Below are 14,800 nucleotides of genomic sequence, written 5' to 3'. Positions count from 1 at the left end.
AATCCCGTCGCCACAAAGGTGTTCGACTTGATTGCTCGAAACTGGCCCGGTATCAGTTTTCCAGCGTAGGCACCTTGCGCGGCGCCATGAAGTACAGCCAGGTCAGGGCGATGAAGTACATCGCCGGGATCAGGGTGAACAACACGGTGTAGTTGTTATTGGTGATCGTGAGGATGTGGCCCACCAACTGGGTCATGAACATCCCGCCGATGGCTGCGCACATGCCGCCGAAGCCGAACACTGTGCTCATCATGTGTTTGGGCGTGTAGTCCATCACCAGGCTCCAGATGTTCGCGGTCCAGGCCTGGTGCGCGCCGATGGCCAGGGAAATGGCAAACACCGCCATCCACAGGTTGCTTGCGCCGGCGGCCATGATCACGCCGATGATGCAGCAGGCGAACAGCAGCATGGACACCAGTCGCGCTTTGATTGGGTTGAGGCCGCGGCCGATCAGGAATGAAGACAGGATGCCGCCGCCCACACTGCCGAAGTCAGCGGTGAGGTAAATGATGATCAACGGGATGCCCATCTGGGTCACGTTGATGCCCAGGTTGTATTGCTGGTTCAGGAACGGCGGCAGCCAATACAGGTAGAACCAGAACACCGGGGCCGTGATCGAGTAGGCCAGGGCGAACGCCCAAGTGCCACGCATGCGCAGGATCCGGGAGAAAGGCACGCGGACCTGGTCCGGTTCGTCCTGGGCCTGGATGTAATCCAGTTCCGACTGTTTGACGCTGGGGTGATCTTCCGGGTTGAAGTATTTCAGGCCCCAGAACAGCAGCCAGACTCCGCCCAGCGCAGACATGCACAGGAACGCCGCCTGCCAGCCCCACACGTGCAGGATCAGTGGCAGTAGCATCGGGGTGAACATCGCGCCGACGTTGGTCCCTGCGTTGAAAATGCCAGTGGCTACCGCCCGTTCACCGGCCGGAAACCACAGCCGCGTGGTCTTCACGCAGGCCGGGTAGTTGGCCGCTTCGGTCAGGCCCAGGATAAAGCGGCAGACCATGAAACCCACCGCCGAGGTGGCCAGGCCGTGGGCGCCGGTCGCCAGGCTCCAGAGCAACACTGCGCAAAAGAACACGCGCTTGACGCCAATCCGGTCGATCAGCCGACCCTGCAGGATGAAGCCGACGGCATAGCCGACCTGGAACCAGAAGTTGATGTTGGCGTAATCCATCGCCGTCCAGCTCATCTCCTTGGCAAGAATCGGCTGCATCACGCCCAAGGCGGCGCGGTCGATGTAGTTCAGGGTGGTGGCAAAAAACACCAGGGCGAGCATGCCCCAGCGGGTCTTGCCTACGGCCATGGCGCCGCGGATCTTGTCACCGATGCCACTGGTCGAAACACCCAGGCCGGGGGTCAGGCGGGAGCTTTGGGAAGGAATCATAGCGGGTACCCGTTTTGAAATTCTTATGGTTGGTCTGGGTCTGTCCATTGATGCCGGCGGCCAGGGCCTGCGTCAATGTGGGAGCGATGGTGCGCAGTGAGCAAAAAATCGTCAATTCGGCAATCGGCATTTTGTTCGATAATCGCCCAAAAAACTAACCGAATGGTACATATTAAATTGCTCAAAGAAATCGGCAGCCCAATAATCGGCTGACTCTTTCAAAAAACGGCGCACCTTTTGTAGCCGATGCCTGTCCCGGGAGCCGAAGTCATGCAGCGTTCCATTGCCACCGTATCCTTGAGCGGTACCCTGCCGGAAAAACTCGAGGCCATTGCCGCCGCTGGTTTCGACGGAGTGGAGATCTTCGAGAACGACCTTCTCTACTACGATGGCAGCCCTCGGGAAATCAGGCAGATGTGTGCTGACCTAGGCATCGCCATCACGTTGTTCCAGCCGTTTCGTGACTTTGAAGGCTGCCGCCGCGACCGCCTGGCGCGCAACCTGGAGCGAGCCGAGCGCAAGTTCGACCTGATGCAGGAGCTGGGCACCGACCTGGTGCTGGTGTGCAGCAATGCCTCGGCCGACAGCGTCGGTGATGAACAGATTCTGATCGATGACTTGCGGTTGCTGGCCGAACGGGCCGGTGCACGGGGCTTGCGCATCGGTTATGAGGCGCTGGCCTGGGGCCGGCACGTGAATACTTATCAACAGGTCTGGAACATCGTGCGTCAGGCCGATCATCCCAGCCTCGGCGTATTGCTCGACAGCTTCCACACCTTGTCCCTCAAGGGCGATCCGAGTGCGATTGCCGAGATCCCCGGCGAGAAGATTTTCTTCGTGCAAATGGCCGACGCACCGATCCTGGCGATGGATGTGCTGGAGTGGAGCCGGCATTTCCGTTGCTTCCCCGGGCAGGGCGAGTTCGACTTGCCGGGTTTCCTGGCACCGATCATCAAGAGTGGCTACACCGGGCCATTGTCGCTGGAAATCTTCAACGACGGCTTCCGCGCCGCGCCGCCACGGGCCAATGCCGCCGACGGTCTGCGCTCGCTGCTGTACCTGGAAGAAAAGACCCGCCAGCGCCTGGCCGAAGAAGCGCCGTCCACCCGCAATGCCGATATCCTCTTCGCCACACCGCCGGCCAGTGAATACAACGGCATCGAGTTTCTCGAGTTCGCCGTGGACGATAACCTCGGCGCCAAGCTGTCCCACTGGCTGGAACGGCTGGGGTTCGTCAAGGCCGGTCAGCATCGTTCCAAGAACGTGAGCCTGCTGCGCCAGGGCGACATCAACCTGATCCTCAATAGTGAGCCGTACTCCTTCGCCCACAGCTTCTTCGAAGCTCATGGACCGTCGCTGTGCGCCACTGCCGTGCGGGTGAAAAACAGTGCCAGCGCCTTGGAGCGAGCCGTTGCCTACAAGGGCCAGCCCTATCGCGGGCTGGTGGGCCCCAACGAACTGGAACTGGCGGCGGTGCGCGCCCCGGATGGCAGCCTGATCTACCTGGTGGACCAGCAGGCCGATGTCTATGGCACCGATTTCAATTTGCAGCCCGGTGCCGTCATCGGCGCCGGGCTCAAGCGCATCGACCACATGGCGATGGCGCTGCCGGCCGACAGCCTTGATAGTTGGGTGCTGTTCTACAAGAGCTTGCTGGATTTCGAGGCCGACGACGAAGTGGTGTTGCCCGATCCTTATGGCCTGGTAAAAAGCCGCGCCCTGCGCAGCCGCTGCAGTTCGATCCGGCTGCCGTTGAACATTTCCGAGAACCGCAACACTGCGATATCACACGCCCTGTCGAGTTATCGAGGTTCGGGGGTGCATCACATTGCCTTCGATTGCGATGACATCTTTGCCCAGGTCAGCCGCGCCAAGGAGGCCGGTGTGCCGTTGCTGGACATTCCGCTCAACTATTATGACGACCTGGCGGCGCGGTTCGATTTCGACGATGAGTTTCTCAGTGAGCTGGCGTATTTCAACGTGCTGTACGACCGTGATGCCCAGGGTGGCGAGTTGTTCCACGTTTACACCGAGCCGTTCGAGGGGCGGTTTTTCTTTGAGATCATCCAGCGCAAGAACGGCTACGCCGGTTACGGCGCGGCCAACGTCGCGGTGCGACTGGCGGCCATGGCCAAGTCGCGCAGCGGTGGCTTGCGGCATGCCAAGTTGTAGGGAAATCGTAAATGCGGCGGTAATGGGCAATGCCGTGGCTTCCTTCACTGCACGGTGCGGCCCATAATCGCCGATCTGTGCAGTGATGGCCGTGAGCCCCGCAATGACTATGAATTCAGAGCTTTCCGCTGCCCTCGACGAACCCGTCGCCGCGCCGCGCAAGAGTCGCAAGAACAACCCGGAGAAAACCCGGGAGAACATTCTTCAGGAAGCCATCGTCGAGTTCGTCCAGCAGGGCCTGTCCGGCGCCCGGGTCGACGCCATCGCCGAGCGCATCCACACCTCCAAGCGCATGATCTACTACTACTTCGGCAGCAAGGAGCAGTTGTACGTCGAGGTGTTGGAAAAACTCTACGGGGATATCCGCAATACCGAGAGCCGCCTGCACTTGGCCGAGCTGGCGCCGGTCGATGCGATCCGGCGCCTGGTGGAGTTCACCTTCGACCACCACGACCGCAATGTGGATTTTGTGCGCATCGTCTGCATCGAGAACATCCACAACGCCGAATACGTGAAGCAGTCAGGCGCGATCAAGGCGATGACCAATACCATCCTCGATTCCTTGGGCGTGATCTTGCGTCGAGGCGCCGAAGAGGGCGTGTTCCGTCCCGATCTCCAACCGCTGGACGTGCACTTGCTCATCAGTTCTTTCTGCTTTTACCGTGTGTCCAACCGCCAGACGTTCGGTGAGATCTTTCAGATCGACCTGTCGGACGAAGCGATCAAACAGCGGCATCGCGAGATGGTTTGTGAGTCGGTGTTGCGGTATCTACAGCCCTGACCCTGAAACCTTTGTGGGAGCGAGCTTGCTCGCGATAGCAGTCTGTCAGTCACATCAATACTGGCTGATCCACCGCTATCGCGAGCAAGCTCGCTCCCACAAGGAATTATCACCAGGTTTTAGTGATTCATGCTCTGGAAATGCTCGAGCATCCGCTGCGCATCCGGCGCCACGCCGCTGAACAGTTCGAACGCCTTCACCGCCTGGAACACCGCCATGTTGCCGCCATCCAGCGTGCGGCAACCGAGGGCGCGGGCGTTGCGCAGCAGTTCGGTTTCCAGTGGGAAGTAGACGATTTCCGCGACCCACAACTCGCCCCGCAACAGTTCGACCGGCACCGGCATGCCTGGCAGTTTCGCCATGCCCATGGGCGTGGTGTTCACCAGGCCATCGGCATCGGCCATGGCGCTGGCCAAGTCATGCCCGGCCCGGGCCCGGCCTGCGCCGAAGTGTTGGTTCAGGTTGTTCGCCAGGGCCTCGGCGCGGCTGACTTCGACATCAAAAATGCTCAGCGTCTGTACGCCTTCTGCCAGTAGCGCGTGGGCAACCGCCGCGCCAGCACCCCCGGCGCCCATCTGGACTACGTGCCGGCGGGAAACATTGCCCAGCCCGCGACGAAAACCTTCGGCGAATCCCAGGCAGTCGGTGTTGTGGCCGATGCGTTTGCCATCCTTGAGCACCACGGTATTCACGGCGCCAATGCCTCGGGCCTCGGCTGACAGCTCGTCCAGCAGCGGGATGATCGCCTGTTTGCAGGGAAAGGTGATGTTCAGGCCGGTGAAGTTCATGTGCTCGGCGGCCTTGAGCAAATCGGGCAGGGCGCCGCTGTCGAGTTTCAATGCATCGAGGTCGATCAGCCGATAGAGGTAACGCATGCCTTGGGCATCGCCTTCATGCTCATGCAGCGCCGGTGTGCGAGACGCCTGGATGCCCGCGCCGATCAGGCCGGCCAGCACAGTGATATTCGACATGCTCATCAACCCTTTAACCGCTGACTGAAATGTTCCAGGGCCAGGCGATAACCATGGCTGCCAAACCCACATATCACGCCGATGGCGACGGATGAGACAAAGGAGTGATGGCGAAAGGTTTCCCGGGCGTGGACGTTGGACAGGTGAACTTCGATGACGGGGACCTCGCTGGCCACCAAGGCGTCGCGGATCGCCACTGAGGTGTGGGTCCAGGCCGCTGGGTTAATGACGATGCCGGCACATCGGCCGCGTGCGCCATGCACCCAGTCCAGCAATTCGCTTTCCTGGTTGGTCTGGCGAAACTCCACCGCCAGGCCGAATTCTTCAGCGGCGCGGCCGCACAGTGCGGAGATGTCCGCCAGGGTTTCGTGACCATAAGTCGCCGGCTCGCGGGTACCGAGCAGGTTCAGGTTCGGGCCGTTGAGCACCAGAACGATCGGAGGCATCGCAATTTCTCCACATTTTTATTGTTGGCGTCGGCCAGGTTTCGGCCGGTGGAGATAAATTGTACTAGATGGTTAATTTGGTCAAATAAAGCCGCCGTCGCTGGCTAATAAGTGTTCGATGATCGAACACCACCTTGGTCGGGAGGTAAGGGAGGGTAATTGTGGTAAGGGGATAAATCCCCTCGCCACAGATGAAACACAGGGAGTGTTGCAGCGTTCAGCGCCGCGTCAGCAATACCCCGGACTCCATGTGATGGGTCCAAGGGAATTGATCGAACATCGCGCAGCGGGTGATGCGATGGGTGTCGTGCAGTTGCGCGATGTTGGCGGCGAGGGTTTGCGGGTTGCACGAGATGTAGAGGATGTTCTCGAAGCGCCGGGTCAGCTCGCAGGTGTCCGGGTCCATGCCGGCGCGGGGCGGGTCGACGAAGACGCTGCCGAATTCGTAGCTTTTCAGGTCAATGCCGTGCAGGCGGCGGAATGGCCGGACTTCGTTCAAGGCCTCGGTCAGTTCCTCAGCGGACAAGCGCACCAGCGTGACGTTATCCACCGCATTCTCGCTGAGGTTGCTCAGCGCAGCATTCACCGAGGTCTTGCTGATCTCGGTGGCCAACACTTTGCGCACACGGGTGGCCAGGGGCAGGGTGAAGTTGCCATTGCCGCAGTACAACTCCAGCAGATCGTCGTTGCGATCGCCCAGCGCTTCATAGGCCCAGTTGAGCATCTTCTGGTTCACCGCGCCGTTGGGCTGGGTGAAGGCGCCTTCGGGTTGGCGATAGCTGAAGGTGCGGCCGCCGACGTCGAGTTTCTCCACTACGTAGTCATGGCCGATTACTTCGCGCTTGCCCTTGGAACGACCGATGATGCTCACGCCCAGGTCGCTCGCCAGTTTCGTGGCCGCTGCGTGCCAGTGTTCATCCAGCGGGCGGTGATAGCACAGGGTGATCATCGCATCGCCGGCCAGGGTGGTCAGGAACTCCACCTGGAACAGCTTGTGGCTCAACGGCGCGCTGGCCTGCCAGGCCGCCTTGAGTTGCGGCATCAATTGGTTGATGCGCAGGCTGGCGATGGGAAACTCTTCAATGAGGATCGGTGTGCGCTTGTCGTCCTGGGAGAACATCGCGTAATGCCGTTCGCCGGCCTCGCGCCATAGGCGGAATTCGGCGCGCAGGCGGAAGTGCTCCAGTGCTGAGTCGAATACAGCGGGCTCAGGAGCATCGAACGGGGCCAGCAGGTCACGCAAGCGGGTGACCTTGTCCTGGAGCTGGGCGGCGTAGGCTTGGGAATCAAAAGTCATGCGTTGAACCAACCCAACTTGATCACGAACAGAATCGACAGGATGACCAGCGCCGGGTTCAGCTCACGGCCACGGCCGGACACCAGTTTAATGGCGGTCCAGGCGATGAAACCGAAGGCGATGCCGTTGGCGATGGAATAAGTGAATGGCATCGCCAGGGCAGTCACCACCACGGGGGCGGCGACAGTGATGTCGTCCCAATCGATTTCCGCCAGGCCCGAGGTCATCAGCACGGCGACGAACAACAGGGCTGGGGCGGTGGCGAAGGGCGGGACGCTGGCGGCCAGTGGCGAGAAGAACAGTGCCAGCAGGAACAGGATCGCCACCACGATGGCGGTCAGGCCGGTACGGCCGCCGGCACTGACGCCTGCCGCCGACTCGATGTAGCTGGTGGTGGTGGAGGTGCCCAGCAGCGAACCGGCCATGGCGGCGGTGCTGTCGGCGATCAGCGCGCGGCCCATTTTCGGCATGTGGCCGTCCTTGCCCATCAGCCCGGCGCGCTTGGCGACGCCTATCAGGGTGCCAGAGTTGTCGAACAGGTCGACGAACAGGAAGGCGAAGATCACGCTCACCAGGCCGATGTCCAGGGCGCCCTTGATGTCCAGTTGCAGGAACGTTGGGGCCAGGGACGGCGGCATGGATATCACGCCGCCGAACGGGGTGAAGCCCATCAGGATCGAAACAATGGTGACCGCCAGGATGCCGATCAGCACCGCGCCGCGCACTTTCAGCGCTTCGAGGGCGACGATCAGGACGAAGCCGAGGGTTGCGAGAATCGGCGCCGGTTGCTTCAGGTCGCCGAGGCCGACCATGGTCGCCGGGTTTTTCACCACGATGCCGGCGTTATTGAGGGCGATCAGTGCCAGGAACAAGCCGATACCGGCAGCGATGGCCGAGCGCAGGGGCAGCGGGATGCTGTTGATGATCCACTCGCGGATGCGAAAGATCGACAGCATGAAGAACAGTACGGCGGAAATGAACACCGCGCCCAGCGCCACTTGCCAGGTATGGCCCATGTGCAGGACCACGGTGTAGGTGAAGAAGGCATTCAGGCCCATGCCTGGCGCGAGGGCGATCGGGTAGTTGGCGATCAGGCCCATGACGGTGGACCCGATGGCTGCCGCCAGGCAGGTGGCGACGAACACCGCGCCCTTGTCCATGCCGGTTTCGCCGAGGATGCTCGGGTTGACGAACAGAATGTAGGCCATGGCCAGGAAGGTCGTGACGCCCGCCAGGATCTCGGTCCGCACGTTGGTATTGTGTGCCTTGAGTTGAAACAGCCTTTCCAGCATGTCTGCTCCCCGTGGCGCGCCGGGCGCCGTGAATGTATCGACCTCAACAGCAAAGCACAGGTCGCCAGCGGCGCCCGGGAATTTTCTGTGGGTCGGAAAAAGCCGCGCATCATACCAGCAGCATGGCGTTGTGGCTGCGATCGTCGTCGATGTTTTGCCGGCGCGCCAAGTGGGCCATACTGCGCGCGGTTTCGGGAGGTCTCTATGTTTCGCATGAATAAACACGTGGTGACGGCGTTGGGTTGCGCACTGGGCCTGTGGTGGCCCGGGCAGGCCGTCAATGCCGCGTCGGCGCCGCCCTTGAGCGAGGTCAAGGTGCTCAAGGTCGAATCGCCGGCCTGTGGCTTCGAGGACATCGCCCAAGGACAGGCGCAGACCCGTTGCGATCACCGTGGGCCGAACATCAAGGTCTACGTGTTGGAGATCGGTTATGGCCGTGAGCCCCAGGTCACGCTGGACGGTTTCGAGGTCGACGGCACCCGCTCGCCGGTGTGTGCATACAGCAATGGCAACCTCAACGATTGTTCGGCCAAGACCAAGATCGTCGGCTATCTGTACATCTTCGATCTGAAGGGCAAGCAGGAAGGCACCTTCAGCTTCAGCAACATCTCGATCAATGCACCGGGCAACCGGATGTCGACCCAGCTGTACATTAAATAGCCTGTCGGCATGACAAGCCGAACGCGATCCGGCAAACCTGACTAGGCTTCAGTAACCACCCAGTGGAGAGCGCCCATGATGCCTGGAACCAAAATGCCAAGAGCCCTGATTGCCGTCGCCGAAGGTGTCGATGACTTGCAGACGGTCACTCTGGTCGATGTGCTGCGTCGAGCACAGATCGAAGTGGTGCTGGCGAGCATCGAAGGACGGCGGATGCTCACCTGTGCCCGCGGCACGCGCCTGACCGCCGATGGCATGCTGGTGGACATGCTCGTGCAGGATTTCGACCTGATCGTCTTGCCTGGTGGCATTATCGGCGCCCAACATCTGGCGGCCCATCAACCGTTGCAGCAATTGATCAAGAACCAGGCTGGCACCGGACGTTTTTTTGCCGCCATCGCTGAAGCCCCGGCCCTGGTGCTCCAGGCGTTCGGCGTACTGCGCCAGCGCCGCATGACTTGCCTGCCCGCCGTGAGCCAGCAGTTGTCCGGTTGCAACTTCGTGGATCAACCGGTGGTGGTGGATGGCAACTGCATCACAGCCCAAGGCTCGGCCGCCGCCCTGGCGTTTGCCTTGACGCTGGTGGAGCAACTCTGTGGCAAGGGCGTGAGAAACGTAGTGGCGGCGGAGTTGTTGGCCTGACACGCTTCACTGTGGCGAGGGAGCTTGCTCCCGCTCGGCTACGCAGCAGACGTAGGCATCTTGCGTCGTTAACTTGCCTTGAACGCTCACCCCACCCAGAAGTCGTACCCCTTATGACGGCGGTTTCCCAAAACGCCGCGAGTACGACCAACCGTGAGGTGTTCCATGAGCGCGACCCTGTCCGAAGCGACGCCGGCATCCTACGCCCGTCATCCTATCCGTCTGACACTCAATGGCCTGGTGCGTGATCTGCAGGTGCTGCCCTGGACCACGCTGCTGGACCTGCTGCGTGAGCAATTGGACCTGGTGGGCAGCAAGAAAGGCTGTGACCACGGTCAATGTGGCGCCTGTACGGTGCTGCGCGATGGCAAACGGATCAACGCCTGTCTGACGTTGGCGGTGATGTGCGACGGCGCCGAGTTGACCACCATTGAAGGCCTGGCCAGCCATGGGCAATTGCATCCCATGCAGCAGGCGTTCATCACGCATGACGCGTTCCAGTGCGGTTATTGCACACCGGGGCAAATCTGTTCGGCGGTGGGGTTGGTCAACGAAGGCAGGGCGCAGACCCGCGCTCAGATCAGCGAGTTGATGAGCGGCAACCTGTGCCGCTGTGGGGCCTACACCAATATTTGTGATGCCGTCGAAGCGGCATTGCCGCTCTGCCAGCAACCGGGAGGTGATCAATGAATCCCTTCCAGTACAGCAAGCCCGCCACCGTACAGGCCGCCGTCGACTTGTCGAGCCCGGTTTCACGCTTCATTGCCGGCGGCACTAACCTGCTGGACCTGATGAAAGAAAACCTCACGCGCCCCGAGCACCTGATCGACATTACCGGGCTGCCCCTGGCGGACCTCAGCGAGACCCCATCCGGCGGGGTGATGATCGGCGCCTTGGTGAGCAATGCCGACCTGGCTTGGCACCCCTGGATCGAGCGCCGCTATCCGCTGCTGTCCCAGGCGATCCTGGCCGGTGCCTCGCCGCAATTGCGCAACATGGCCAGCACCGGCGGCAATCTGCTGCAACGCACTCGCTGTTATTACTTCTATGACGCCAACGTCGCGTGCAACAAACGCCAGCCTGGCAGTGGCTGCCCGGCTCGGGATGGCTTGAACCGGATCCATGCGATTTTCGGCGCCAGCGATCAATGTGTCGCGACTCACCCCTCCGATATGTGCGTGGCCCTGGCCGCGCTGGAAGCGGTGGTCCATGTGCTGGGCCGAGGCGGGGCGCGGACCATCGAGTTTGCCGATTTTCATCGTCTGCCCGGTGATGCTCCGCAGCGGGATAACCAATTGGCCGATGATGAGTTGATCACCGCCATCGAGTTGCCGGCCCGCGGTTTCGCCGAACATAGTCACTACTTGAAGATTCGAGATCGGGCCTCCTACGCCTTTGCCCTGGTGTCGGTGGCGGCGGCGCTGGAGCTGGACGGGGCAGTGATCCGCCAGGCGCGCCTGGCCCTGGGCGGCGTGGCCCACAAACCCTGGCGCGACCGGGCCGTGGAGAGTTGGCTGACCGGCCAGACCGTCAGCCGCGAGACGTTCGCCGCTGCCGCCGATGCGCTGCTGCAAAGCGCCGAGCCGCTGGCGCACAACGGTTTCAAGGTCAGACTGGCGCGCCGGGCGATTGTCCGTGCGTTGAGCGATGCCGCACTGGGTGCTGCGCAGGGAGGGCAAGCCTGATGAACGCTTCGAGCAAATCCATAGGGCAGCCACTGGACCGGGTCGATGGCCTGCTCAAGGTCACGGGCCAGGCCCGTTATGCCGCTGAATATCCCGAGGACGGCCTGCTACATGGCAGCGTCGTGTCTGGCACGATCGCCCGTGGCCGCGTGCTGCGCATCGATGCTTCGCGAGCCTTGGCGTTGCCCGGTGTAGTTGCGGTGATCGACCATACCAACCGGCCCAGGATCGCCAGCTACGATGAACCTTACCAAGATGCTGACGCTGCGGACGGTTCGCCGTTCCGGCCGCTGTACGACGACCAGGTCCTCTACAGCGGCCAGCCCCTGGCCTTGGTCGTGGCGGACAATCTTGAGCTGGCCCGCCATGCCGGCTCACTGATCGAAATCGAATATGAAGCCCAGGACCATCAGACCGATCTGGCCATCCTGCAAAACGAAGCCCATCGCGCTCCGGCCGAACTGCCCAAGCCCCGTGGGAATTTTCAGGGTGAGTACGCCAGCGCGGCGCTCAGCGTGGATGTGTCCTACAGCACACCGATTGAACACCACAACCCGATGGAGCCGCATGCTTCTACCGTGTTGTTTCAACCCGACGGCAGCTTGCACATCCACGACAAGACTCAAGGCACGCAAAACTGCCAGGCCTATGTGCAAAAAGTGTTCGGGCTCGAGAAAGAGCAGGTGCGCGTGTTCGCCGCATATGTCGGCGGCGCCTTTGGTTCCGGACTGCGGCCACAATATCAATTGCCTTTGGCCGTGATGGCGGCACTGGCGCTCAAGCGCTCCGTGCGGGTCAGCCTGACGCGCCAGCAGATGTTTACCTTCGGCTATCGACCGCGCACCTTGCAGCGTTTGCAACTGGGGGCGGCGGCCAACGGGCGGTTACTGGCCGTGGCCCATACGGCTGTCGCCCAGACTTCGCGCTTCGAAGATTTCACCGAACATGTGGTGGAGTGGAGCGGCATGCTCTATCACTGCGACAACGTGGCGCTGACCTACAAGTTGGTGCCGCTGGACGTCTACACGCCGCTGGACATGCGCGCGCCTGGCGCAGCCCTGGGCCTGATTGGGCTGGAATGCGCCATGGATGAACTGGCCTGCGCCCTGGCGATCGATCCGGTGCAACTGCGGTTGATCAACTACGCCGAGCGTAACGAGAACGAAGGCAAGCCGTATTCCAGCAAGCAATTGCGTGAGTGTTACGCCCAGGGCGCCCGCCGTTTCGGTTGGGACAAGCGCAACCCGGAACCGCGCAGCATGCGTGAGGGCCGGCAACTGGTGGGCTGGGGCATGGCCGGTGGCGTGTGGGAAGCCATGCAGCAGAAGGCCAGCGCCAAGGCTTCGCTGGGGGCTGACGGCAAGCTGACCGTCAGCAGCGCCACCACTGACATCGGTACTGGGACCTACACAGTCATGACCCAGATCGCCGCCGAGGCGTCGGGTGTTTCTCTTGAAGACGTCAGCTTTGTCCTCGGTGATTCGTCGTTGCCTACAGCACCGCTGCAGGGCGGTTCGTTCACCGTCTCATCGGTGGGCACTGCTGTGCAGCAGGCCTGTGAAGCCCTGAAGGAAAAGCTGTTGGCCGTGGCCCGGCAGACGTGCCCGGCCTTCAGTGGCGCGACCCTTGAGCAAGTGACGTTTGCCGATGGCCAACTGCGGTTGGGCGAGGTGAGCGTCGCTTTGGCCGAGTTGGGGCAAAAAAGTGGCGAGACACCGCTGCAGGCCCAGGTCACTGCAGAGCCGGACGAAAAGCGCCAGGCCTACGCCGCCGCCACCCACTCGGCGGTGTTCGTTGAGGTTTGGGTGGATGAAGACCTGGGCACGGTGAAGGTCAATCGGGTGGTCAGCGCCATTGCCGCCGGGCGGGTGATCAACCCGAAAACCGCTCGCAGCCAGATTCTCGGTGGTGTGGTCTGGGGCATCGGCATGGCCCTGCACGAAGAAACCCTGACCGACCATGGGCTGGGCCGCCACATGAACCACAGCCTGGCCGAGTACCATCTGCCGGTTAACGCCGACATTGGCGATATTGACGTGGTTTTTGTCGATGAACACGATGAAATCGTCAACGCCCTCGGGTCCAAGGGCGTTGGTGAAATCGGTATCGTCGGTGTGGCAGCGGCGGTGGCCAATGCGATCTATCACGCCACCGGCAAACGGGTTCGGGACTTTCCGATCACCCTCGACAAGTTGCTCTAGGCTTTTGCGGTTTCCGCCGGTTCGTGCATCCGGTCGCGGTTGGCCAGGGTCGGGAACAGTTTGATCCAGGCCCCGGTTACCAGCAGCGTGCCAACTCCGCCCATGACCACCGCCGGCACGGTGCCGAACCAGTGGGCGGTCAGGCCGGATTCGAACTCGCCCAACTGGTTCGAGGCGCCGATGAACAGCCCGTTCACCGCGCTGACTCGACCGCGCATTCCATCCGGTGTTTCCAACTGCACGAAGGAGGCGCGGATGACCATGCTGATCATGTCCGCCGCGCCCAGTACCACCAACACCGCGAGGGAAAACCAGAACGAAGTGGAGAGGCCGAACGCAATAGTGGCGACGCCGAACACGCCCACGGCGGTAAACATCACCCGGCCCACCTTGCGCTCCACGGCAAATCGCGCCAGCCACAGCGACATCAGCAAGGCCCCGACCGCGGGCGCCGACCGCAACAGGCCCAGGCCCCAGGGGCCGGTGAGCAGGATGTCCTTGGCGAACACCGGCAGCAGCGCCGTCGCACCGCCGAGCAACACCGCGAACAGGTCCAGGGAGATTGCCCCGAGAATGTCCGGACGGCTGCGAATGAAGCGAATCCCGGCCAGCAACGAGTCCATCGTGGCCTTGCCTTTGTTCAGGGGCGTCTGCCGGGCGGGCAGGTTGAGCATCAGGCAGCAAGCGATGAGGTAGAGCAGCACGGTTGGCCCATAGACCCAGGTGCTGCCGAAGGCGTAGAGCAAGCCGCCGAGGGCCGGGGCGACAATGGTGGCTGACTGCTGGGCCGACTGCGCGGCGGCCACGGCCCGGGGAAACAGTGCCGACGGTACGATGCTCGGCAGCAGCGCCTGGGTGGTCGGCATTTCGAAGGAACGGGCGGCGCCCAGCAGGAAGGCGAGGATGAAGATCATCTCCCGCGTGACATGGTCGGTGGCGCTGCCGATCGCCAGCGACAGAGCAATCAACGCCTGTAACGACTGGCAGATGGCCGCGACCTTGCGCCGGTCATAACGGTCGGCCACGTGCCCGGTATGCAGCATGAACAGCACCCGGGGCGCGAACTCCACCAGGCCCACAAGGCCCAGGTCCAAGACGTTGCCGGTCAGTTGATAGAGGTTCCAGCCGATGGCCACGGTGAGCATCTGGAAGCCGCTGGCGGTGAATATCCGGGCCAGCCAGAAGGCGATGAACGGGCGGTGGTGACGGAGCAGCAGCGGTGCTTGGCTGGGCATCTATGACGGGTCCGGAGATGAAGGCAAC

Annotated in this window: 13 protein-coding genes; 7 read left to right on the top strand and 6 right to left on the bottom strand. The window is 62.0% G+C overall.

Features of this window, described 5'->3' with window-relative positions; all coding sequences use genetic code 11:
* Positions 1-52 precede the first annotated feature (52 nt).
* Complete coding sequence (locus J9870_RS25350) at positions 53-1,390, bottom strand: MFS transporter (RefSeq protein ID WP_210641126.1); 1,338 nt, start codon at positions 1,388-1,390, stop codon at positions 53-55.
* A gap of 270 nt (positions 1,391-1,660) precedes the next feature.
* Between J9870_RS25350 and quiC the strand changes: the two genes are divergently transcribed.
* Together quiC and J9870_RS25340 are read left to right on the top strand one after the other, a co-directional pair.
* Positions 1,661-3,562, top strand: a complete 1,902-nt coding sequence (gene quiC, locus J9870_RS25345; protein WP_210641124.1) for a 3-dehydroshikimate dehydratase QuiC — start codon at positions 1,661-1,663, stop codon at positions 3,560-3,562.
* A gap of 103 nt (positions 3,563-3,665) precedes the next feature.
* On the top strand, positions 3,666-4,343 hold the full coding sequence (locus tag J9870_RS25340) for a TetR/AcrR family transcriptional regulator (protein WP_210641122.1): 678 nt from the start codon (positions 3,666-3,668) through the stop codon (positions 4,341-4,343).
* A 119-nt stretch (positions 4,344-4,462) separates the two neighbouring features.
* On the opposite strand, the gene J9870_RS25335 is transcribed toward J9870_RS25340, so the two are convergent.
* The 4 genes from J9870_RS25335 to J9870_RS25320 form a co-directional block, all read right to left on the bottom strand.
* Positions 4,463-5,320, bottom strand: a complete 858-nt coding sequence (locus J9870_RS25335; protein WP_210641121.1) for a shikimate dehydrogenase — start codon at positions 5,318-5,320, stop codon at positions 4,463-4,465.
* Positions 5,320-5,760, bottom strand: a complete 441-nt coding sequence (gene aroQ / locus J9870_RS25330) for a type II 3-dehydroquinate dehydratase (protein ID WP_210641119.1) — start codon at positions 5,758-5,760, stop codon at positions 5,320-5,322. The genes J9870_RS25335 and aroQ overlap by 1 nt, the downstream gene beginning before the upstream one ends.
* 217 nt (positions 5,761-5,977) lie before the next feature.
* A complete protein-coding gene (trmA, locus tag J9870_RS25325; RefSeq protein WP_210641117.1) occupies positions 5,978-7,057 on the bottom strand; it encodes a tRNA (uridine(54)-C5)-methyltransferase TrmA in 1,080 nt (359 codons plus the stop codon).
* Entirely contained in the window at positions 7,054-8,349 is a 1,296-nt protein-coding gene (locus J9870_RS25320; RefSeq protein WP_210641115.1) for an NCS2 family permease, read from the bottom strand. The genes trmA and J9870_RS25320 overlap by 4 nt, the downstream gene beginning before the upstream one ends.
* A 204-nt stretch (positions 8,350-8,553) precedes the next feature.
* On the opposite strand from J9870_RS25320, the gene J9870_RS25315 reads away from it, so the two are divergent.
* From J9870_RS25315 to J9870_RS25295, 5 genes are all read left to right on the top strand, one after another.
* Entirely contained in the window at positions 8,554-9,009 is a 456-nt protein-coding gene (locus J9870_RS25315) for a DUF4879 domain-containing protein (RefSeq protein WP_210641113.1), read from the top strand.
* A gap of 75 nt (positions 9,010-9,084) precedes the next feature.
* Positions 9,085-9,651: a DJ-1 family glyoxalase III gene (locus J9870_RS25310; protein ID WP_210641111.1), complete on the top strand. Its 567-nt coding sequence runs from the start codon at positions 9,085-9,087 to the stop codon at positions 9,649-9,651.
* Positions 9,652-9,816: 165 nt separating this feature from the next.
* Positions 9,817-10,341, top strand: a complete 525-nt coding sequence (locus J9870_RS25305; RefSeq protein WP_210641110.1) for a (2Fe-2S)-binding protein — start codon at positions 9,817-9,819, stop codon at positions 10,339-10,341.
* Complete coding sequence (locus J9870_RS25300) at positions 10,338-11,336, top strand: xanthine dehydrogenase family protein subunit M (RefSeq protein ID WP_210641108.1); 999 nt, start codon at positions 10,338-10,340, stop codon at positions 11,334-11,336. Before J9870_RS25305 ends, J9870_RS25300 begins: the two co-directional genes overlap by 4 nt.
* Entirely contained in the window at positions 11,336-13,537 is a 2,202-nt protein-coding gene (locus J9870_RS25295; RefSeq protein ID WP_210641106.1) for a xanthine dehydrogenase family protein molybdopterin-binding subunit, read from the top strand. The genes J9870_RS25300 and J9870_RS25295 overlap by 1 nt, the downstream gene beginning before the upstream one ends.
* Here the strand turns inward: J9870_RS25295 and J9870_RS25290 are convergent.
* Complete coding sequence (locus J9870_RS25290) at positions 13,534-14,772, bottom strand: MFS transporter (protein ID WP_210641104.1); 1,239 nt, start codon at positions 14,770-14,772, stop codon at positions 13,534-13,536. The genes J9870_RS25295 and J9870_RS25290 overlap by 4 nt on opposite strands.
* Positions 14,773-14,800 lie beyond the last annotated feature (28 nt).

This window comes from Pseudomonas sp. Tri1 (assembly GCF_017968885.1).
Taxonomy (GTDB): Bacteria; Pseudomonadota; Gammaproteobacteria; order Pseudomonadales; family Pseudomonadaceae; genus Aquipseudomonas.
Note: the sequence above shows the minus strand (reverse complement) of the source record. Positions and strands in the feature narration are given on the sequence as shown.